Source organism: Knoellia sp. S7-12 (assembly GCF_040518285.1).
GTDB lineage: Bacteria > Actinomycetota > Actinomycetes > Actinomycetales > Dermatophilaceae > Knoellia.
On sequence record NZ_CP155449.1, the window covers coordinates 1,078,361 to 1,096,636 of the forward strand.

At 70.4% G+C, this 18,276-nt stretch carries 23 protein-coding genes and 2 tRNA genes; 15 read left to right on the forward strand and 10 right to left on the reverse strand.

Annotated elements, in window-relative coordinates; genetic code table 11:
- Positions 1-307: 307 nt before the first annotated feature.
- Entirely contained in the window at positions 308-1,333 is a 1,026-nt protein-coding gene (gene speB / locus V6K52_RS05120) for an agmatinase (protein ID WP_353952817.1), read from the reverse strand.
- A 165-nt stretch (positions 1,334-1,498) separates the two neighbouring features.
- Between speB and V6K52_RS05125 the strand changes: the two genes are divergently transcribed.
- On the forward strand, positions 1,499-2,206 hold the full coding sequence (locus V6K52_RS05125; protein ID WP_353952818.1) for a hypothetical protein: 708 nt from the start codon (positions 1,499-1,501) through the stop codon (positions 2,204-2,206).
- 59 nt (positions 2,207-2,265) lie between these two features.
- On the opposite strand, the gene V6K52_RS05130 is transcribed toward V6K52_RS05125, so the two are convergent.
- Positions 2,266-2,487, reverse strand: a complete 222-nt coding sequence (locus V6K52_RS05130; protein WP_353952819.1) for a hypothetical protein — start codon at positions 2,485-2,487, stop codon at positions 2,266-2,268.
- 116 nt (positions 2,488-2,603) lie between these two features.
- On the opposite strand from V6K52_RS05130, the gene V6K52_RS05135 reads away from it, so the two are divergent.
- From V6K52_RS05135 to V6K52_RS05150, 4 genes are read left to right on the forward strand one after another with little or no spacing between them, the layout of a single operon-like run.
- Positions 2,604-3,365, forward strand: a complete 762-nt coding sequence (locus V6K52_RS05135; protein ID WP_353952820.1) for an SDR family NAD(P)-dependent oxidoreductase — start codon at positions 2,604-2,606, stop codon at positions 3,363-3,365.
- The gene (locus V6K52_RS05140; protein WP_353952821.1) at positions 3,334-4,173 is read left to right on the forward strand and encodes a serine hydrolase; all 840 of its coding nucleotides are present in this window, start codon (positions 3,334-3,336) and stop codon (positions 4,171-4,173) included. The genes V6K52_RS05135 and V6K52_RS05140 overlap by 32 nt, the downstream gene beginning before the upstream one ends.
- A 29-nt stretch (positions 4,174-4,202) precedes the next feature.
- On the forward strand, positions 4,203-4,850 hold the full coding sequence (locus V6K52_RS05145) for a class I SAM-dependent methyltransferase (protein WP_353952822.1): 648 nt from the start codon (positions 4,203-4,205) through the stop codon (positions 4,848-4,850).
- Positions 4,851-4,859: 9 nt separating this feature from the next.
- On the forward strand, positions 4,860-5,615 hold the full coding sequence (locus V6K52_RS05150; RefSeq protein WP_353952823.1) for a helical backbone metal receptor: 756 nt from the start codon (positions 4,860-4,862) through the stop codon (positions 5,613-5,615).
- 8 nt (positions 5,616-5,623) lie between these two features.
- Here V6K52_RS05150 and V6K52_RS05155 read toward each other — a convergent pair whose 3' ends face one another.
- Positions 5,624-6,901 (reverse strand): ankyrin repeat domain-containing protein, encoded by a 1,278-nt coding sequence (locus tag V6K52_RS05155; protein WP_353952824.1) that lies wholly within the window; start codon positions 6,899-6,901, stop codon positions 5,624-5,626.
- 10 nt (positions 6,902-6,911) lie between these two features.
- Positions 6,912-7,928, reverse strand: a complete 1,017-nt coding sequence (locus V6K52_RS05160) for a gluconolaconase (protein WP_353952825.1) — start codon at positions 7,926-7,928, stop codon at positions 6,912-6,914.
- Positions 7,929-8,095: 167 nt separating this feature from the next.
- Between V6K52_RS05160 and V6K52_RS05165 the strand changes: the two genes are divergently transcribed.
- Positions 8,096-9,313, forward strand: a complete 1,218-nt coding sequence (locus V6K52_RS05165; protein ID WP_353952826.1) for a sensor histidine kinase — start codon at positions 8,096-8,098, stop codon at positions 9,311-9,313.
- On the forward strand, positions 9,310-9,939 hold the full coding sequence (locus V6K52_RS05170; RefSeq protein WP_353952827.1) for a response regulator transcription factor: 630 nt from the start codon (positions 9,310-9,312) through the stop codon (positions 9,937-9,939). The genes V6K52_RS05165 and V6K52_RS05170 overlap by 4 nt, the downstream gene beginning before the upstream one ends.
- A 49-nt stretch (positions 9,940-9,988) precedes the next feature.
- On the opposite strand, the gene V6K52_RS05175 is transcribed toward V6K52_RS05170, so the two are convergent.
- Together V6K52_RS05175 and V6K52_RS05180 are read right to left on the reverse strand one after the other, a co-directional pair.
- Positions 9,989-10,531 carry an ASCH domain-containing protein gene (locus V6K52_RS05175; RefSeq protein ID WP_353952828.1) on the reverse strand — a complete coding sequence of 181 codons (543 nt, stop codon included), beginning with the start codon at positions 10,529-10,531 and terminating at the stop codon, positions 9,989-9,991.
- A 96-nt stretch (positions 10,532-10,627) separates the two neighbouring features.
- Entirely contained in the window at positions 10,628-11,779 is a 1,152-nt protein-coding gene (locus V6K52_RS05180) for a hypothetical protein (protein WP_353952829.1), read from the reverse strand.
- A gap of 137 nt (positions 11,780-11,916) precedes the next feature.
- Here V6K52_RS05180 and V6K52_RS05185 point away from each other — a divergent pair, with 137 nt between their 5' ends.
- The 8 genes from V6K52_RS05185 to V6K52_RS05220 all read left to right on the forward strand — a co-directional run bounded on the left by V6K52_RS05185 (position 11,917) and on the right by V6K52_RS05220 (position 16,011).
- Positions 11,917-12,960: a zinc-dependent alcohol dehydrogenase family protein gene (locus V6K52_RS05185; RefSeq protein WP_353953721.1), complete on the forward strand. Its 1,044-nt coding sequence runs from the start codon at positions 11,917-11,919 to the stop codon at positions 12,958-12,960.
- A 108-nt stretch (positions 12,961-13,068) separates the two neighbouring features.
- Positions 13,069-13,141 (forward strand) — tRNA-Thr (locus tag V6K52_RS05190).
- A gap of 42 nt (positions 13,142-13,183) precedes the next feature.
- A tRNA-Met gene (locus V6K52_RS05195) sits at positions 13,184-13,257 on the forward strand.
- 139 nt (positions 13,258-13,396) lie between these two features.
- Positions 13,397-13,564 (forward strand): 50S ribosomal protein L33, encoded by a 168-nt coding sequence (rpmG, locus tag V6K52_RS05200; RefSeq protein WP_009776014.1) that lies wholly within the window; start codon positions 13,397-13,399, stop codon positions 13,562-13,564.
- A gap of 79 nt (positions 13,565-13,643) precedes the next feature.
- A complete protein-coding gene (locus V6K52_RS05205) occupies positions 13,644-14,105 on the forward strand; it encodes a MaoC family dehydratase N-terminal domain-containing protein (protein WP_353952830.1) in 462 nt (153 codons plus the stop codon).
- The gene (locus V6K52_RS05210; protein ID WP_353952831.1) at positions 14,102-14,524 is read left to right on the forward strand and encodes a MaoC/PaaZ C-terminal domain-containing protein; all 423 of its coding nucleotides are present in this window, start codon (positions 14,102-14,104) and stop codon (positions 14,522-14,524) included. The genes V6K52_RS05205 and V6K52_RS05210 overlap by 4 nt, the downstream gene beginning before the upstream one ends.
- A complete protein-coding gene (locus V6K52_RS05215) occupies positions 14,524-15,597 on the forward strand; it encodes a UDP-N-acetylmuramate dehydrogenase (protein WP_353952832.1) in 1,074 nt (357 codons plus the stop codon). Before V6K52_RS05210 ends, V6K52_RS05215 begins: the two co-directional genes overlap by 1 nt.
- Before the next feature lie 9 nt (positions 15,598-15,606).
- The gene (locus V6K52_RS05220) at positions 15,607-16,011 is read left to right on the forward strand and encodes a secondary thiamine-phosphate synthase enzyme YjbQ (protein WP_353952833.1); all 405 of its coding nucleotides are present in this window, start codon (positions 15,607-15,609) and stop codon (positions 16,009-16,011) included.
- A gap of 6 nt (positions 16,012-16,017) precedes the next feature.
- On the opposite strand, the gene V6K52_RS05225 is transcribed toward V6K52_RS05220, so the two are convergent.
- The 4 genes from V6K52_RS05225 to V6K52_RS05240 are packed head-to-tail and all read right to left on the reverse strand — an operon-like array spanning position 16,018 to position 18,199.
- Positions 16,018-16,563 (reverse strand): metallophosphoesterase, encoded by a 546-nt coding sequence (locus tag V6K52_RS05225; RefSeq protein ID WP_353952834.1) that lies wholly within the window; start codon positions 16,561-16,563, stop codon positions 16,018-16,020.
- Positions 16,556-16,879: a 2-polyprenylphenol hydroxylase gene (locus V6K52_RS05230; RefSeq protein ID WP_353952835.1), complete on the reverse strand. Its 324-nt coding sequence runs from the start codon at positions 16,877-16,879 to the stop codon at positions 16,556-16,558. The genes V6K52_RS05225 and V6K52_RS05230 overlap by 8 nt, the downstream gene beginning before the upstream one ends.
- A complete protein-coding gene (locus tag V6K52_RS05235; protein WP_353952836.1) occupies positions 16,872-17,579 on the reverse strand; it encodes a hypothetical protein in 708 nt (235 codons plus the stop codon). Before V6K52_RS05235 ends, V6K52_RS05230 begins: the two co-directional genes overlap by 8 nt.
- Positions 17,579-18,199 carry a hypothetical protein gene (locus V6K52_RS05240; protein WP_353952837.1) on the reverse strand — a complete coding sequence of 207 codons (621 nt, stop codon included), beginning with the start codon at positions 18,197-18,199 and terminating at the stop codon, positions 17,579-17,581. The genes V6K52_RS05235 and V6K52_RS05240 overlap by 1 nt, the downstream gene beginning before the upstream one ends.
- Positions 18,200-18,276: the final 77 nt, after the last annotated feature.

Consider the following 18,276-nt stretch of genomic DNA (forward strand, 5'->3'; position numbering starts at 1 on the left):
CCCCACAAGAACGGCGTCAGGGCGAACGTCTGGTTCTCGGCTGACCTCGCCGCGCGACGTGGTATCGCGCCCATGGGCAGCGTCGTGTTCGGCATCATGCCCACGCTGGGCGCCATCTGGGCGCTGAAGACCGCTCGAACAGCGGCTATGGCGGACCTGCCTCACAGCCGTTACCGGTGTTGCCAGACCTTCCGCGCCGAGAGCAGCAGGAGCAACGCCAGGAGTGGGACGAGGGGTGCGTCTCAGCGCCGCCTATGACGCGGGGGCCGACCGGTCCTGACTCTCCGACTGGCTAGGGGCGGCGGGGTCAACCCCCGTCAGGACGGCCGTCGAGCAGTGGCAGGGCCGGATCCCACGACGTACCGTCTCGTTCGTTGCGACGCTTGCGCGCGATCGCCGACAGCGCCTCGAGCACGACCCTGTTGGCCAGGGCAGCCGTGATGTCGGAGTGGTCGTAGGGCGGGCTGACCTCCACCACGTCGATCCCGACGACGGGGAGCTCGAGGCAGATGCGACGCACCGAGTCGAGCAGTTCTCGCGCGGTGAGACCACCGGGCTCCGGCGTGCCGGTACCCGGTGCGTGGCCCGGGTCGCAGACGTCGATGTCGACCGACAGGAAGACACCGTCACACTCGTCAACGGCGATCGAGGACGCCTCTGTGATCACGTCGGTCAGTCCGCGGTGGACGATCTCGGTCATCTCAAAGGACCGCATCCCTCGCTCCGCCATCCAGTCGAGCGTCTCTGGACCGGGCCAGTAGCCGCGCAGGCCCACCTGCAGGAACCTGTCACCTCGCAGTGCGCCCGACTCGATCAGGCGACGCATCGGTTGACCGTGTCCCCACAGGGAGCCGAACTCGATGTCACCGGTGTCCGCGTGGGCGTCGAAGTGAATCATCGAGACCCGCCCGTGCCCCAGCACGTTGGCGACCCCCTTGGCGTCAGGGAACGCGATCGAGTGGTCACCACCCAGGACGACGGGGATCGCGCCGGAGCGGGTCACCTTCTCGACAGCCGCCTCCAGCACCCCCAGTGCCTTCTCTATGTCCCCCGGTGGCATCTCGACGTCGCCAGCGTCAACGACCCTCAGGTCCTTGAGCCCGTCGGTCCGCAACGCCAGCGACGGTCGAGACCCGTCATGAGGGAGATAGTCGGTCATCCTGATCGCCTGAGGGCCAAAGCGCGTGCCGGGCCTGTGCGAGGTGCCGCCATCGAACGGCGCGCCCACGATCACCACGTCCGCATCGGAGTACGTCGACTCATCGTCCAGGTCACACGGAGGGACGCCGAGGAAGGTGATGTCGGGGCCGAACTGCGCGCCGTAACGGGTCATGGCGATCATGATGCTCGCCCGATCATGCACTTGACCAGCAACACACCTCAGGGCCGCGGCGTCAGGACCACCGCGCCAGGGCCACAGCGCCGGGGCCACAGCGCCGCAGCTGGTCGGCCGCCTCATGCGCGCACTTGTCCGCGGGTCCTACGAGAGCATGATCTCGTGGACGAATCACCAACCTCCGACCCGCGTCTGGGCGTCGCGGTGCGGGCGAGCCACGCCTGGTACGAGGACGTCTTTGCCGCCCACAGCATCCAGACCCGGACCGAGGACGGCCTCTGGAGGGCAATGAGCGACCCGCCGCGGTGGCACTCCGCAGCCAAGACGCTGCGGCCGGACGTCCCCGAGGAGCGGGTCGTCGCGGCAGTCGATCGGTTCGACAGCTGCTCAGTTGCCGACTCGTTCGGCTCGCTCGACCTGACCGCGCACGGGTTTGTGAGGCTGTTCACCGCAACGTGGGTGTCACGGCTGGCACGGACCGAGGATCCGGCGCCGTGGCCCGAGGACTGGGCGATCGTGATCGGCGAGGGCGAGCTGGCGCAGTGGAACGTCCTGCAGGACACCACCGGCGTGCTGCTGCCCTCAATGCTGGAGCACCCAAGGTTCACGTTCCTCGTGCGACGGTCGTCCGGGCGGATGGTCGCGGGCGGCGTGCTCCACCGGGTCGACGACGCCGTCGAACTGTCCAACACCTGGGCGACCGGTGACGAGGCGGACGAACTCAGAGGTGTGCTCGCCTGCGCCGAGAACCTCCATCCGCCGCTGCCGGTGGTGGGGTACTTCGGGGACGACGTGCTCGGCGCCTACACGGACGCCGGCTTCGCACAGGTCGGGCCACAGATCGTGTGGCTCCGGGAGAGCCGACCGTGACGTGTTCGCTGCGGTCGGTCACCAAGCGTCCAGCGAGCAGGCGCAGCCCTGGTTCGAGGCTAGAGCTTGGTCATCTTGCGGAACGGCGTCTCGATCCGCAGGGTGCTGCCACCGAAGTCGACGGTTGCCCCGCCTGCATCGATGCTGACGACACGACCCAGGCCGTGCGAGTCGTGACAGACACGGTCACCCGCCGCGAACTCTTCGATCGCCACCTCGGCCTGAGGCCGGAACGGGCTGTTGGCGTGTCGAGGGCGGCTGTGCGCAGATGCATTGCTCATTCCTCCCAGTGTGCCCCTTGTCGGCCTGCATAGCGAACTTTTGCCCCCACTAGGACGTTTGGCGAGCGACGTGAGTGGGTAAGGGGCGGGCCGTTTGCAGTGACAGGATGACGGCCATGCAGATTCAGCACACTTCCGCCATCGTCACCGGAGGCGCCTCAGGCCTCGGTGGCGCCACCGCAGCAGCCCTTGCCGCGCAGGGCGTCCACGTCTACGCCATCGACCTCCCCGCGGGCATCGAGCAGGCCCCCGAGGTCGACGGCATCACCTACGTCGCGACCGACGTCACCAACGAAGAGCAGGTCCGCGCGGCCGTCACCCAAGCCAGTGCCGACGCCGCCGCGCCGCTGAGGATCGTCGTCAACTGTGCCGGCATCGGCCCGAGCGCCCGCATCCTCGGCAAGAAGGGCGTCCACGACCTCTCGCTCTATCGCAAGGTCGTCGAGATCAACCTCATCGGCTCGTTCACCGTCCTCGCGATCGCGTCCGAGGCCATCGCCCAGACCGAGGCCGACGAGCACGGCCAGCGAGGCGTCATCATCAACACGGCCAGCATTGCGGCCTACGACGGCCAGGTCGGCCAGGCGGCATACGCGTCGTCCAAGGGCGGCATCGTCGGCCTCACCCTTCCGGCCGCGCGCGACCTCGCGCAGTACGGCATCCGCGTCTGCACGATCGCCCCCGGCATCGTCGAGACGCCCATGCTCGCCACGGTCTCCGAGGAGTTCCGCGCGGGCCTCGCCGCGGGCGTGCCGTTCCCGCAGCGCCTCGCTGCCCCGACCGAGTACGCCAAGCTCGCCCTGGCGATCATCGACAACGACTACCTCAACGGCGAGACGATCCGGCTTGACGGCGCGCTGCGGATGGCGCCGCGCTGAGGTGCGCCTGAATCTCGAGCTGCTGCCCGGGGTCGACTGGTCCATCGCGATCGTCGACCTCGGCAGCGGCGAGGTGCTCGCGTCGCACGAGCCCGATCGCCTCCTCTCAACCGCGAGCGTCGGCAAGGTCTTTGCCCTCATTGAGCTGGCCGAGCGCCTGCGTGACGGCAGCCTCATCGCAGACCAGCCCCTCGACCGCCGCACCGTCAGCCCAGTCGCGGACTCTGGCCTGTGGCAGCACCTCGCGACCGACGTCCTCCCGCTCGGCGATGTGGCCACCCTCGTCGGTGCGGTGAGTGACAACCTCGCGACCAACGTCCTCATCGACCTGCTCGGGCAGGACTCCATCCGCGCGCGAGCCGCGCAGTGGGCGCCTCGCGGCTCCGACCTCGTTGACATCGTTCGTGGCCTGCGCGGCCCCGATGACCCGCCGCACCTCAGCCTCGGCTGCGCCGCCGACCATGTCGAGATCTTTGGCCGCCTCTGGCGTGAGCGCACTGTCGCGGGCTCAACCGGCGAGCGCGTCCTCGGGTGGCTCGCCCCCGGCATGGACCTCTCCATGGTCGCCTCTGCCTGGCACCAGGACCCGCTGTCCCACGCCGAGGAGTACGCCGGCCCGATCATCACCCACAAGACCGGCACCAACCTCGGTGTGCGGGCCGACGTCGGTGTCGTGGACAGCGGCGGCCGCGCCACGGCATACGCCGTCCTCGCCAACTGGTCAGAAGAGCCGATGGGTCATCGTCGTGACGACGTCATGGGCGCACTGCGCCGCATAGGCGACGCGCTGCGAACCTCCCTGGGCTGACTGCCGGTCGACGTGGCAGGGTGACAGACATGAGCCCCAGCGAGCACGGCCACTTCGACGACGCCGCCAGCACCTGGGATGCCGACCCCGCCAAGATCGAGCGCGCCCGTGCCACGGCCGACCTGCTCAAGGGTGCGCTGGCCCTCACCGGGACCGAACGCGTCCTTGAGATCGGGGGCGGCACGGGTCAGCTCAGCCTCTCGCTCGCCGACCACGTTGCGGCGGTCCTCGTCACCGACGCGTCGCCGGGCATGGTCGACGTCGCGCGCGCCAACATCGAGCAGGCCGGGTCGGCCGACAGGCTCACGGCGCAGCGGCTGGATCTCGTCACCGATCCGCTGCCGGATGGCCGGTTCGACGGGGTGTGGGCCCAGCTCGCGCTCCACCACGTGCGTGAGATCGACCTCCTGCTGGAACGCGTCAAGGCGATCCTCGTCCCCGGTGGCTGGGTCGCCATCGTCGAGCTCGACGACGACCGGGCCGGCGCCTTCCACGCCCACCACGAGGACTTCACCGGCCACCACGGATTCGACCGTGACGCGTTCGCGGAGCGGTTGCGCGCCACCGGGTTTCACGACGTCACCGTGTCGGACGCCGGCTCGATCGAGAAGGAGCTCGGTGGTGACGACCAGGGTCGAGGGACCTTCGCGATGTTCCTCGCCGTCGGTCGCGCCTGAGGCCTGCCGATGAGCCGCACGCTGCGCGACGACCTCGGCCACGCCGTGGACCTGCCAGACGGTGGAGTATGCCGTGTGGTCTCGCTCGTCCCTTCGCTCACCGAGGCGGTGGCCGCGACTTCACCCGGCGCGCTCGTGGGAGCAACCGAGTGGTGCACCCACCCGGCCGATCTCGACGTGACGCGGGTGCGCGGCACCAAGAACCCCGACCGCACCGCCATCGTCGATCTGCGGCCCGACCTCGTCATCGCCAACAAGGAGGAGAACCGCGAGCTGGACGTCGTACGCCTCCGCGAGGCGGGAATCGCGGTGTGGGTCACCGACATTGAGACCGTGCCGCAGGCACTGGCGTCCATGCGCAGACTCCTGGTCGAGGCTTGCGTCTGGCCGGAGCCGGCATGGCTCACGGAGGCAGAGAGCCTCTGGAGCGGCGACGTTCCCGCGCCCCACGCCCGAGTCATTGTGCCCATCTGGCGCGACCCGTGGATGGTCGTGGGCCACCCGACCTTCACGGCCGACCTGCTCGCTCGACTGGGCCTCGAGGTCGTCACCGCCAGTGTCGATGGACGTTATCCCCACGTCGATCTGGAGCAGCTCGACGCGGCTGGCGCCGACCTTGTGCTGCTGCCGGACGAGCCCTACGTCTTCAGCGCCACCGACGGGCCAGAAGCGTTCTCGCGCACCACAACTCGTCTCGTGAATGGGCGCCTGATCACGTGGTACGGCCCGTCACTCGTCGAGGCCCGCAGCGCCATCGACATCTGACCCAGCGGTCAGCCAGCCGCCTTGAGGATCTTGACGACCTCGGTCTGCCCCTTCTCTCGCGCATGCTCGAGCGCGGTGGCGCCGTCCCGGTCCGCGAGCGTCGGATCGGCGCCCGCCTCGAGCAGGATCCGCACGATCTCCTGGTGGCGAGGCCCACCATCGCCGAGCAGCACCGCCTCGAGCAGTGCGGTCCAGCCGAGGTCGTTGACGTGGTCCACGTTGATGCCGGTCCGGACGACCCGGCGCACGTAGTCGACGTGCCCGCGCTCGCTCGCCGGGATCACCGACACCCCGCCGTAGCGGTTGCGGATCGTCAGGTCGGGCTTGGCCGGGAGCAGAGCCTCGAGCATCGCCACGCTGCCGGTCACCCCGGTGACGAGCCAGGGAGTGTCATGGCGGTCATCCAAGGCGTCCGCGGACGCACCCATCGCGACGAGCAACCGCGCGAGGTCGACGTGGTCGTGGGTCGCCGCGAGGAGCAGCGCCGTGCGGTCCTGGCCGTCGCGTGCCTCGATGTCCGCACCGGCACGCAGCGCCAGCGCAGCGGAGTCGGCGTCCCCGGACGCGGCCGCACGCAGGAGCGCGTCGTCCGGGCGGAGGCCCGAAGTCCTCGTCGGCTCGTCCGCTCGAGCCAACACGCTCGCGAGCCGCCCGTAGCCGCGCTCGCGCGCCATCTCGATCGGCGTCAGCCCTTCCGTCCCAGAAGGCCGATCCAGCTGCACCCCGCCGGCCACGAGGACGCGCACAGTGTCGACGTAGTCCGCGGTGTCCTCACCGAGCCACACCGCCTCGTGGATCGCCTGGTAGCCGATGCGGTTGACGTGGTCACGGTCGATGCCGGCCTGCAGGAGCTCGCCGACGACGAGGGCGTGTCCGCGCTCGGCGGCACGGATGAGACCCGTGCCGTTCCAGCTGTCCTTGTCGTCGACCTTCGCGCCATGCCGCAGGGTCAGACGCAGGAGCTCGAGATGGCCTTCGCTCGTCGCGATGAGGTAGGCCGACTGCTGCGTCTCGTCCTTGCCGTTGACGTCGGCTCCCCGCTCGATGAGCCGGGCCGCAAGGGCGGCGTCACCGGGCCACGCCGCGTCCCGCAGCTGCCGGTCCAGGGCCGCCCTGTCGGCGCCGGTCGTGGCGTCGGTGTCGGTCGAAGGGTCGGGCGAGGCGTTCACGGTTCTCCCGGGGCTTGATGAGCTGACTGGGCGGTCGGTCGACGGCTCTGCCGTGCAGGCTGCCGCGGCCACCACGACGATCGTGGCAGCCGCGGCGGCACGGAAGCGATGCGGCATACGGAGCACGTCATCCCGCGAACGGATCGGTGACGATCTCGTAGGGCGGTGCGGCGACGGTCTCGTCGAACTTGCTGTCGACGAAGAGGACGCGCCCGCGCAACACCTTCGCGGTGGTGAGGACGCGGGACGGATCGGTCGCCTCCTGCGTGAGAAGGGTGGCGCTTCGCCCATCCGCAGCCAGGCGCAGGGTTGCGAGCATCCGCGAGAAGTTGCGCACGACGAGCAGGCGCGAGCCTTCTCGGACGAGACCGTCGGCGTTCGTCAGGTCGGCCCCACCCGTGGCCACCGGCGTCACCGACCCGTCAGCAGTGGCGAATCGCCACAACTGGCCGGTCGTCCCCTGGGCGACCACGACGGCGCTGCGATCCGCAGTGAGGACGATGCCGCCGAGGTTGAAGCCCTGGCGCTGCTCGATGATGCCACTCGCGTCCGACCACAGCTCCGCCTGCCACGCGCCACCCTCGCGGGCGACCCGGAACACCTGCGGCGCATTGGAGTTCGTGACGTATGCCGCGCCGTCCGGTCCGATGGCGACGTCGTTGGCAAAGCCGTTGTCTCCGGGCAGGCGCAGGGCGGCGAGGAGCTGGCCCTCGGGCGAGTAGACCCACACGTCGGGCCGGCCGTTGTCCAGCCCGGTCGCTGCGTCGATGCCGTTGGGACCGCCAACCACATAGACACGACCCGCGTCGTCGGTGGTGATGCCGCGCGCTGTCCGGCGCCCGTCGGTGCCGTCACCCGCGAGCCACTGCTCAGTCGCCGCGGATCCGGCCACGCCCCGATGGATCTCGCCGCCGGTGACCTCGCTGACATAGAAGGTGCCCCGTCTCGGGTCGACGCCGATGCCCTCGAACTTCGAGCCGCCGGCGTCACCGGTGAGGGTGTAGGTCGACGGGCGACCGGACTCGGACGTGGCCACAGACATGCCCACAGACGCGGTGGCCGGGGCTGCGGTGGTGGCGAGCACAGCGGGCAGGGCGGCAGCGGCGAGCAGCGCCGCCATCGAACGGGTGGGACGGAAGGTCATCACACTTCTCCTCGGCTTTCGGAGTGAGTCGCCCGTCGGTGCAGGCGACCTGGCTGATCTCCACTCTCCACCCGCCCGACGTGCACACGCGACGGGCAATCGGCCATCGTCGAATAGCCGATCGGATGATGCCGCGCCGCCCCAGGCAGTCCTAGGCTGCACGCATCATGGATGCGGTTGCCTTCGGGCGGACACCACAGGAACCCGCGGCGCGGGGCGTCCTCGCGCCGGTGGTGCGGCTCGAGCGGTGGCTGGACGCGGCCCTCGTCCTGCTCCTCGTCGCCTGCGCGGTCCGCTATGTCTCTCGGCACGGGCTCCACGTCGAGGGCTGGGGTGTCGTCGCCGGCGCGGCGCTCCTCGGCCTCCTCGCGCTCGCGAGACCCGCTGACCCCGCCACGTGGGTTCCCACCGCCAGGGTCGTCGTCCTCGTCATCGTGTGGGGTGCCCTCACGCTCGTCGCGCCGTCGTTCGCGTGGGTGGCGGTCGCCGTCGCCTTCGCAGTGCTGCGCAGCCTGTCCTTCCCGTATGCCGCAACGGTCGTCGCGCTCATGGCTGTCCTCGTGAGCGTGGCCTGGCTGCGGATCACCGATGGTTTCGACCCCGCCCTCGTGGCCGGGCCCGTGGCGATGGCCGGGCTGACCGTGGTCGCGTTCCGCACCCTCGACCGGGTGGCGGCTGGGCGCCAGCGCCTCCTCGACGAGCTCTCGGCGGCGCAGACCGACCTCGTCGCCGCGCAACGCACCGCCGGTGCACTCGCCGAGCGGACCCGGATCTCGCGTGAGATCCACGACTCCGTCGGCCAAGGGCTGTCGAGCATCAACCTGTTCCTCCAGGCCGCAGAGCAGGAGTGGGTCCGGCAGCCGGAGGCGGCGCGACAGCACGTGCGCAGCGCGGCCGTCGCAGCTCGTGACGGGCTCGACGAGGTGCGGCAGGTCGTGCGCGACCTCGCCCCCGTCGGGCTCGACGGCGGGGCGCCCGAGGACCTCCACGAGGCGGTGCGACGCGTGGTCATCCAGGGAGCCCACACGCTGATCGGGGAGGTGCGGGTGCATGGCCCGGCGGCGCCCCTGTCTCCGGAGGTCGCGTCCGCCGTCGTCCGCACCGCCCGGGGCGCTGTGGCCAACGCCGTCGAGCACTCGGAGGGGACGCGCGTGGTCGTGTCGCTCACCTACGAGCACGACGAGCTGAGGCTCGACATCCGCGACGACGGGCGCGGTTTCGACCCCGAGCACCTGCGAACGCACGACGGTCGCGGGACCGGACTGGCCGGCATACGCCGTCGTGCCGAAGGCCTCGGTGGTCGGGCGACCATCGAGAGCGCGCCGGGGGAGGGGACGACCGTCTCGGTCGCCTTCCCCACGGGTGGCGGGGAGGGTGCGCAGTGACCGTGCGCATCGTCCTCGTCGACGACCACCCGGTGGTCCGGGCCGGCCTGCGGGCCCTGCTCGACGGCCAGGACGACTTCACCGTCGTCGGGGAGGCCGGCGACGCGGCCACCGCGGCGGTGGTCGTCCGGACCCAGCGACCCGACGTCGTCCTCATGGACCTCAACCTCGGGCAGGGTGAGGGCGGGGCCCGGGTGACGGCGGCACTGCGCGCGCAGCCGGACCCGCCGGAAGTGCTCGTGCTGACGACCTATGACACCGATGCCGACGTGCTGCGGGCACTGGAGGCGGGCGCGAGGGGCTACTTGCTCAAGGACGCACCCCCGGCTGACCTGTTCGCCGGCATCCGTGCCACGGCGAGGGGTGAGACCGTGCTGGCCCCGACGGTGGCGGCCACGGTGGTCCGGCGCGCCGCGCCAGGAGGGCGCGACGCCGTCACGGAGCGCGAGGTGGAGGTCCTCGAGCTGCTCTCGCGAGGCCTGGGCAACAAGGAGATGGCGCGAGAGCTGTTCGTCTCCGAGGCCACCGTGAAGAGCCACCTGTCGCACATCTACGCCAAGCTGGCGGTGGACACGCGCGCCGGGGCGGTCGCCGCCGCCATCGAGCGGCGGATCATCCGCACCTGAGCGCCGCTTTGCGGATCAGGCGTCGGGTCAGCCGCCCGCCTCGGTCCCGTCAGTCGGAGTAGAGGACCCGGAAGCGCTCGCACACCACGGGCATGTCGGACCTGAAACCGTGCTCGTGGGTGGCCTCCGCGGTGAAGAACTGCTCGTGGACGGCGCGCCAGTGCGCCAGCGACAGGTCACCCTCGCCCTCGAGACGGGCGTGCTCCTCGTCGACCTCGTCGAAGGGCACGACGGCCACCTCGCTGGTCTCGAGCAGGGCCCGCGGCCGGCCGGAGCCGTCGAGCACGATGCTGAGGGCGCCCTGCTCCGGGAGCTGCTCACCCTCGGCCTCGTAGTCCCAGAGGGCGCTGGCGGTGGCGGTCTTCGTGCCGTCGAGCACCAGGCCCAGCAGCTTGTCTGCCTGCTCGGCGGAGGCGCCGAAGGCCCACGTCGGCGGTGGGACCGAGTCGAGCGGCGTCGGCCCGAAGTAGGTCGGCACCGCACTGATGTGGGCATGCAGGCGGGCGAGGTCCCAGAAGGTGCGCACCTGCTCCTCCGCCTCGTCGGGCTCCGCGGTTGCCAGGTCGTCCGGTCGGGATCTGTCGTCGCTCATGGTGCCAGCGTGCCACTGGTCGGTCGCTGGTGGTGGCCGGTCGCACGCGGGTGGCCCGGGAGCGCCACCGCGGACCCATGGCGGCCACGCTCGGGCTCAGTACCAGTGCGGCGAACGTCCGAGCCACTGCGAGTGGGCCTCGCACGGCGAGCCGTACCTTCCGTCGATGTAGTCCAGCCCCCACCTGATCTGCGTCGCCGGGTTGGTGAGCCAGTCGCTTCCGGCGCTGGCCATCTTCCAGCCCGGGAGAGATTGGGGGATCCCATAGGCCCCGGACGACGAGTTCGTGGCGCTCCAGCTCCACCCCGACTCGCCGTGCCACAACTCGTCAAGGCAGGAGAATTCGGTCGACCCCCACCCGTAGGCCGCGAGCATCGCACCCGCGACCTCTCGGGCGGCCCCCGGTCCGCTCTCGGACCCGCCCGCGGCCTGCACGCCGATCAGCCCCGTCTCGGCGAGTCGCGCGGCGGCCTCGCGCTGCTCGACCAGGTCCGCCGCACCCTGCTCGAGGCGGGCCAGCTGCGTGGTGAGCGTCTCCTGCTGCGCCCCCAGTGTCGCCGCCTCCGCCCCGGCCAACGCGGCCTGCGCCTCCGCGTCGGCACGCGACGAGACCACCGCCTCGACAGCGCTCGCGCGGCTCGCCCGGGCCGCGGCGAGCCGGCGCTCCTGCGAGGCAGCGTCCGCTGCCGCCGATGTGGCCGCAGCCACTGTCTCGCGGGCGTCGATCGCCTGATGCTCGAGCACCACCCCCAGGTCGGACAACAGGGCCGGGGGAGCGAGAAGGAGGGTGGCGAGGTCGTGCAGGGCACCGCCCTGCATGTACATGTCGGCAGCTGTCGAGGACAGCGCCCGGTCGGCGTCGTCGCGGTCGCCGAGGGCCGTCACCAGCTGTGCGTTCGCCTGCTTCAGGCCCTCGTCTGCGTCGGCGAGCTGCTGTCGGGCTCGCTCTTCGGCCTCGACCGACGCGGCGACCCCGCGTTGCAGCGCCAGCAGGCGGGCCCCGGCCAGCTCCACCTTTGTGGTGATGTCGGCAACCTGCTTGGCCACGGCTGCAGCCGCCGCCTGCGCCTCAAGGACCTCGTCCTCGGTGGGCGACGCGGGAGGAGAAGTGCTCTCGGACGTTGTCGGCTCCGCGACCACCCGGGTGTCGGGGACGGTGGCACCCGCAGTGGTCCAGGGCAGGACCGAGCAACTCATCGCAGCCGCGACGACGGCGGCAGTGCCACGCGAACGCGCGCAAAGACCCATCCCTACATCCTCCCCCGATCCCCACCCGCTGTCAGCAAGTTGGTGTCAATGATCGGTCGTCGCTGGTGCGCTGACCGTCGTGGCAGGCTGACGCGCCAAGACCGACCGAACCCGCCCGACGAGAGAGTGACCGCGTGATGAGAGCCGTCGCCTACGAGCGTCACGGACAGATCCCGACGCTACGCCACTTGCCCGAGCCCGACTGCCCCGAGGACGGCGTTGTGATCGCGGTCCGCGCCACCGGCGTCTGCCGGTCGGACTGGCACGCCTGGAAGGGCCACGACCCGGTGCCTCTGCCGCAGATCCCCGGACACGAGCTGGCCGGCACGATCGCCGAGGTCGGCGACGACGTCAGGAACTGGCGCGTGGGGGATCGAGTCACCGTCCCGTTCGTCTGCGGCTGCGGGGTGTGCGACTACTGCCGGGCGGGTGACGCACAGGTGTGTCCCGACCAGACGCAGCCGGGCTTCACCGGGCCCGGATCGTTCGCCGAGCGCGTGGCGATCCGCGCGGCCGACATCAACCTCGTGGCGCTGCCGGAGTCCATCGACTTCGTCACGGCAGCATCTCTCGGCTGCCGCTTCGCCACCGCATTCAGGGCGATCACGGCACACGGCCGGCTTCGCCCCGGCGACTGGCTGGCGGTCCATGGCTGCGGTGGGGTCGGGTTGTCAGCGGTGATGATCGGCCAGGCCCTGGGTGCCCGCGTCGTGGCGGTCGACATCTCCGACGCGGCACTGGACCGCGCCCAGGAACTCGGCGCCGAGCACGTCGTCCACGCCGGCCAGGACGCCGACACGGCCGCCATGATCCGCGAGATCACCCAGGGCGGTGCGCACGTCTCGATCGACGCGCTCGGCACCCCCGCAACCGCCGTCGCATCTGTGAGCTGCCTGCGACGCCGAGGTCGACACGTCCAGGTCGGCCTGCTGCTCGGCGCAGCCTCCACGCCCCCGTTGCCGATGGACCGCGTCATCGCGCAGGAGCTCGAGATCTACGGTTCCCACGGCATGGCCGCACACGAATACGCCGCGATGTTGGCCCTGGTCGAGGACGGCACGCTGCGTCCCGATCGCCTGGTCGGCGAGGTCCTTGCGTTGGAGGAAGCCGGCGTGGCGCTCGCGGCGATGGACCTCCCGGCGACGTCCCCGGGGATGACCGTGATCAGCCTCCCCGGGTGACCGGAGGCGGCCGAGATCGCGCCCTCGTGGGCCGGATTTCACCACCGCGCAGGTGTCCGTGTAGCATTCCCGACGCACTCAGCCCGGGTCTGACCCGGTGCCTGAAACGCCCCCTTAGCTCAGTCGGTAGAGCGTTTCCATGGTAAGGAAAAGGTCGTCGGTTCGATTCCGACAGGGGGCTCTGGTCAAGGTCATCACAAGCGTGGTGACCTCCGACCCCCAAGGCGGGGTAGCTCAGCTGGTTAGAGCGCACGACTCATAATCGTGAGGTCGCGGGATCGAGCCCCGCTCCCGCTACTCGGCGCGATTTCGGGGAATACCCGGACTCGCGTACTCTGTTGTGCTGGTCGTCGCGTGAACACCACGGTGCGACACGCTGACACACCGAGACACACACTTCACACCACGATCACTTTTTCGAGAGCAGGTTGCCCCGATGGCCAAGGCCACTGACGTCCGCCCCAAGATCACCCTGGCGTGCACGGAGTGCAAGGAGCGCAACTACATCACCAAGAAGAACCGTCGGAACGACCCCGACCGGCTCGAATTGGCGAAGTTCTGCCCGCGCTGCAAGAAGCACACCGAGCACCGCGAGACCCGCTGACCCCAGCGTCTCGCTCCGAAGCCGCCCCACCTCACGGTGCCGGGCGGCTTCGTCGTTCCCCAGTCTCTAGAGTGTGCGCATGAGCGAGAGTCCCACCGTCAACGTCGCCTTCGAGGGGCGCACCTATCCTCCAAGCGGTCCGTATGCCGTGAGCGCAGCCCAGATCGCTGCCTTCGCCGATGCGGTGGGCTCGGATGACCCCGTGCACCATGACGCCGAGGTGGCCCGTTCCGCTGGCTACGCAGATGTCATCGCATCTCCGACGTTGGCCGTGGCCATCGCCCAGCATTGCGACCGCGCCTACATCGTCGATCCCGAGGCCGGCATCGACTACAACCGCGTCGTCCATGGGGAGCAGCGCTTCGTCCACCACCGCCCGATCACGGCCGGCGACGAGCTCCACGGTGAGACCACCGTGGATTCCATCCGGATGGCTGGTGGCCACGCGATGATCACGACCCGGACCGAGCTCACTGCGGCCGGCGAGCCCGTGTGCACGTCGACGTCGACGATCGTCGTCCGAGGAGGCGAGGACAAGTGACTGTCCGCACAGCTGCAGAGACGCAAGCAGGTGACGTCTTCGGGCCCGTGACCGTGCCCGTCGGTCGCGACACCCTGGTCGCCTATGCCCGCGCCTCCGGTGACGGGAACCCCATCCACCAGGACGAAGACTTCGCGAAGTCCGTCGGACTGCCCGACGTCATTGCGCACGGCATGTGGACGCTGGGCGCAGCCGGCTCGGTCGTGTCGCAGTGGGCCGGAGAAGCGGGCCGCGTCCTCGAGTTCGGCTCGCGCTTCACCAAGCCGGTCGTCGTTCCCGCCACCGGAGCCGACATCGTCATCGACGGCATCGTCAAGGCGGTGGACTCCGAGACGCGTCGCGCGACCCTCGACGTGACCGTCACCTGCGGCGGCGCCAAGGTCCTCGGTCGGTGCACGGCCGTCATCCAGCTCGACTGATGCAGGAGTCCCACGACGCCCCGCTGTCCGAACACACGACGATGCGGGTGGGTGGCCCCGCGCAGCGACTCGTCGTCGTCGAGACCATCGACGAACTCGTCGACGCCGTCCGCGAGGTCGACGACGCGCAGGAGCCGTTGCTCGTCCTCGGTGGTGGGTCCAACCTCGTCATCGCCGATGGCGGCTTCGCCGGCACTGTCGTCAAGGTTGCGACCTCGGGCATCGAGCCCGAGTCGGTCGACTACTGCGGGGGTGCGATGGTGCGCGTCGCCGCCGGCGAGGTGTGGGACGACCTCGTCTCCCGAGCCGTCGCAGAAGGTTGGTCCGGCATCGAGGCGCTGAGCGGCATACCCGGTTCGACCGGAGCGACCCCGGTGCAGAACGTCGGCGCCTATGGGCAGGAGGTCTCCCAGACCATCGCCCGGGTTCGGGTCTGGGACCGCGGCACGCAGGAGGTGCGGACCATGAGCGCCTCGCAGTGCGACTTCACCTACCGGCACTCCCTCTTCAAGTCGAGCTCGAACTTCGTCGTGCTCGACGTGACGTTCCAGTTCGTCGTGGCTGACCTGTCGCAGCCGATCGCCTACGCCGATCTCGCCGCCGGGCTCGGCGTCGACATCGGTGCACGCGTGCCGCTCGGCGACGCCCGCGAGGCGGTGCTCGAGCAGCGTCGCCGCCGGGGCATGGTCCTCGACGCGGCCGACCACGACACGTGGAGCTGCGGCTCCTTCTTCACCAACCCGATCATGTCGGCGGACCGCTTCGAGTCCTTGGAGGAGCGGGTTCGCTCAGAGCTCGGTGCCGAGGCTCCGGCACCGCCGCGGTTCTCCGACGCGAGCGGCGCGGTCAAGACGAGCGCCGCCTGGCTCATCGACAAGGCCGGCTTCGGCAAGGGCTTCGGTATGCCGGGTCCGGCGGCCCTGTCGACGAAGCACACGCTCGCGGTCACCAACCGTGGATCGGCGACCGCGGCCGATGTCGCGACGCTCGCCCGTCAGGTGCGCGACGGGGTCCACGATCGATTCGGCGTCACGCTCGTCAACGAGCCCGTCTTCGTCGGTCACGACCTCTGAGGAGATCTCTTGAAGACCATCACCCTGCAAGTGCGGACCGGGGGAGAGGACGTGGTCCTCGACCTCACCGACCGATGCGCGGACATCGTGCGCGAGCTTGGTGACGGACTCCTGCACGTCTTCGTCCCGCACGCGACGGCGGGTATCGCCATCATCGAGACCGGGGCCGGCTCGGACGACGACCTGCTTGCGGCGCTCGCCGACCTGCTGCCGGCCGACGACAGGTGGCGCCACCGGCACGGAAGCCCGGGCCACGGTCGTTCGCACGTCATGCCGGGCCTCATCCCGCCCTACGCGAGCATCCCGGTCGAGGGAGGTCGCCTCGCCCTCGGCACGTGGCAGAGCATCTGCCTCGTCGACCTCAACGTCGACAACCACGACCGCAGTGTCCGGCTCGACTTCCTCACCGGCTAGCTGCCGTCAGGGTCGAGGTGTGCGGGGCGGCAGCTTGTGCAGCTCGAGTTCGGTGATGGCGCCGCCACCCACCGTGCAGGTGAGATAGGTGCAGTGCGGCTGGCTCCGCCGGTCCGTGGGGGAGCCGGGGTTGAGCAGGCGCAGGCCCGCGTGCTCGGTGTCCCACGGGATGTGGCTGTGCCCGAACACAAGGACATCGAGATCGGGGTATGCCGCCCGCATGCGTTCCTCGCGCCGTGCCCTGGCGCCGGTCTCGTGGACGACGCCCCACGCCATGCCACCGAGCTCGACCCGGGCCACCTCGGGAAGCCGGCGACGCAGCTCGGGGCCGTCGTTGTTGCCCCACACCCCGACAAGTCGGGCCGCCTTGGCCTCGAGGCCGTCGAGGAGGGCAGGGCTCATCCAGTCGCCGGCGTGAATGACGACGTCGGCCGCGTCGACGGCCTCCCACACCTGTGCCGGCAGGTCGCGGGCACGGACGGGCACGTGGGTGTCGGCAAGCAGCAGCACCCGCAGGCCGCGTTCGGGTGCCGGGAGACCTGGGTCATCCATCGAGGTCGTCCAGTGCGTCGAGGTCGGTCAACGCTGCCTCCCAGCGGCGACGGCGCTGCGGTCCGTCCTGCTCCCACCACGGCGTGCCGCGCTCGCCGAGTCCGTGCTTGGCGAGGTCCACCCGCCGACGTGCCGGGGCCGGGTCCTCGCCCGCCGTCTTCAGGGCCCGCACCCCCGAGCGACCTCGGCCCAGGTGTGACAACAGCTGCTCCGCGACCTCGGCCGGCAGCTCCGGGTCCTGCCGTCGCCAACGACGACCGTTGACCACGAGCCAGCGGTCCGGGTGCTCCTCGGCCTCGGTCCGGGACTCAGTCACGCGGTTCCTCGGGTTCGGCACGAACACCTTGGGACGCGGCATACGAAGGTTCACGCAGTCGCGCCCACAGCGGGTGCGTCCACGTGCCGGCAGGAGGGTGTCCGACGGGCGAGTGTCTGTGCGTGCAGTCGTGGTCGGTCCACGTGATGTCGAGGCGGCCTCGCTCGTGCCACGCATGCCCGGGCGCAGAGACGAGAAGTCGATAGGCGGTCGGCGGGTCGTCACCGGGGGTCAGGGGGTCCAGGCGCAGCAGGAGAGGACCGAGCGGTGTGCTCAGTGGGAGCAGGGTGGTGAGGGGGCCGTGGTCGTGCCGCCGGCGCACCGTGAGCACGTGGCGGGTCACCACGCCGGTGCCCGTCGACGCCAGGAGCACGTCCCCGGCGGCGGGACCCTGCAGGCGGACAGCGAGGCCCTCGAGGTCTGGTCCCTCACGCATCCCGGTGGCCCGCGACCAACGGACGAGGCATTCGTGTGGCCCAGGCTCATCGAGCAGCGCCACCCCACTGCGTCCCTTGGGCTGCACCGTCAACGTTCCGGTGCCGCAGAATCCGATCGGGTGCAACGCACGGGTGCCGCGCAGTCGGGCAGCCAACCCGAAGACTGCGGCGAGCACCTGCCCGCCGATCCTGGCGGCCATGTCCAGGAGCCCTGACCCCGGGTCGTGATCCGGCGGTGCGGTGCCGGTCGGAGAGGTCTGCATCACCCCAACCTATGGGTGCCGCCGGGCTCGCTGGCCTCGGACAGCAAGGCCTTGGCGTCGAACTTCCCGTTCTGGAACGCCTTTGCTCCCATATGTGCTGCAGGAGTCACCTCAGGTTGCGTCGTGTTCGCGCGTCTGGAGGCCAGTCGCGGGTCGCGGCGCGTACCAATCGGGCTCTGGCCCTTGCCGACGAAGAACTCCCTGTGCCACCACCACCGCGGCGGGTTGATGACGGATTCGGTTTCGTGGTGTGCCGGAAACCGCCGACTCCCGTCGCGGACGCGCGCCAGCAGTTCGGTCACAGGCCATGACCCGGGGTCGACGACGGTGGCCATCGCGCCCTCTTCGTCGCCGTCCGCGCGTGCCACCAGGGCCACGGTGTAGCCGGTGCCCTCGAGAACCTCAACCACGTCGTCGAGACGAAGACTGCCTGCAGCGGGCTCCAACCGCGCGATCGAGGACGGCGGTCGCCCACGCCAGGCCGCGTAGGCCCGCTGCGACAACCTCAGTCGCCGGCGATGGTCGCGCAGCGCCAGCCCCACTGCATCGGCCACCGTGAGTCTGCGGACGGCATCGTCCAGATCCGCCTGTCGTTTCGCTTCTCGCTGTTGCGGAGTCATGTTGCGACAGTCCCCGTTCGCATCCCACCGCGCCGGAGTCAATCGCCCCTTCGTGGACAACCACGCGCTCTCACGCC

Excerpts from the sequence above, each read along its gene's own strand:
- V6K52_RS05145 (WP_353952822.1), top strand. The coding sequence starts at position 4,203 with ATGAGCCCCAGCGAGCACGGCCACTTCGACGACGCCGCCAGCACCTGG.
- V6K52_RS05240 (WP_353952837.1), bottom strand. The coding sequence starts at position 18,199 with ATGACTCCGCAACAGCGAGAAGCGAAACGACAGGCGGATCTGGACGAT.
- V6K52_RS05130 (WP_353952819.1), bottom strand. The coding sequence starts at position 2,487 with ATGAGCAATGCATCTGCGCACAGCCGCCCTCGACACGCCAACAGCCCG.
- V6K52_RS05185 (WP_353953721.1), top strand. The coding sequence starts at position 11,917 with ATGAGAGCCGTCGCCTACGAGCGTCACGGACAGATCCCGACGCTACGC.
- V6K52_RS05180 (WP_353952829.1), bottom strand. The coding sequence starts at position 11,779 with ATGGGTCTTTGCGCGCGTTCGCGTGGCACTGCCGCCGTCGTCGCGGCT.
- V6K52_RS05135 (WP_353952820.1), top strand. The coding sequence starts at position 2,604 with ATGCAGATTCAGCACACTTCCGCCATCGTCACCGGAGGCGCCTCAGGC.
- V6K52_RS05155 (WP_353952824.1), bottom strand. The coding sequence starts at position 6,901 with ATGCCGCATCGCTTCCGTGCCGCCGCGGCTGCCACGATCGTCGTGGTG.
- V6K52_RS05225 (WP_353952834.1), bottom strand. The coding sequence starts at position 16,563 with ATGGATGACCCAGGTCTCCCGGCACCCGAACGCGGCCTGCGGGTGCTG.
- V6K52_RS05160 (WP_353952825.1), bottom strand. The coding sequence starts at position 7,928 with ATGACCTTCCGTCCCACCCGTTCGATGGCGGCGCTGCTCGCCGCTGCC.
- rpmG (WP_009776014.1), top strand. The coding sequence starts at position 13,397 with ATGGCCAAGGCCACTGACGTCCGCCCCAAGATCACCCTGGCGTGCACG.
- speB (WP_353952817.1), bottom strand. The coding sequence starts at position 1,333 with ATGACCCGTTACGGCGCGCAGTTCGGCCCCGACATCACCTTCCTCGGC.
- V6K52_RS05205 (WP_353952830.1), top strand. The coding sequence starts at position 13,644 with ATGAGCGAGAGTCCCACCGTCAACGTCGCCTTCGAGGGGCGCACCTAT.
- V6K52_RS05165 (WP_353952826.1), top strand. The coding sequence starts at position 8,096 with ATGGATGCGGTTGCCTTCGGGCGGACACCACAGGAACCCGCGGCGCGG.
- V6K52_RS05175 (WP_353952828.1), bottom strand. The coding sequence starts at position 10,531 with ATGAGCGACGACAGATCCCGACCGGACGACCTGGCAACCGCGGAGCCC.
- V6K52_RS05150 (WP_353952823.1), top strand. The coding sequence starts at position 4,860 with ATGAGCCGCACGCTGCGCGACGACCTCGGCCACGCCGTGGACCTGCCA.
- V6K52_RS05215 (WP_353952832.1), top strand. The coding sequence starts at position 14,524 with ATGCAGGAGTCCCACGACGCCCCGCTGTCCGAACACACGACGATGCGG.
- V6K52_RS05235 (WP_353952836.1), bottom strand. The coding sequence starts at position 17,579 with ATGCAGACCTCTCCGACCGGCACCGCACCGCCGGATCACGACCCGGGG.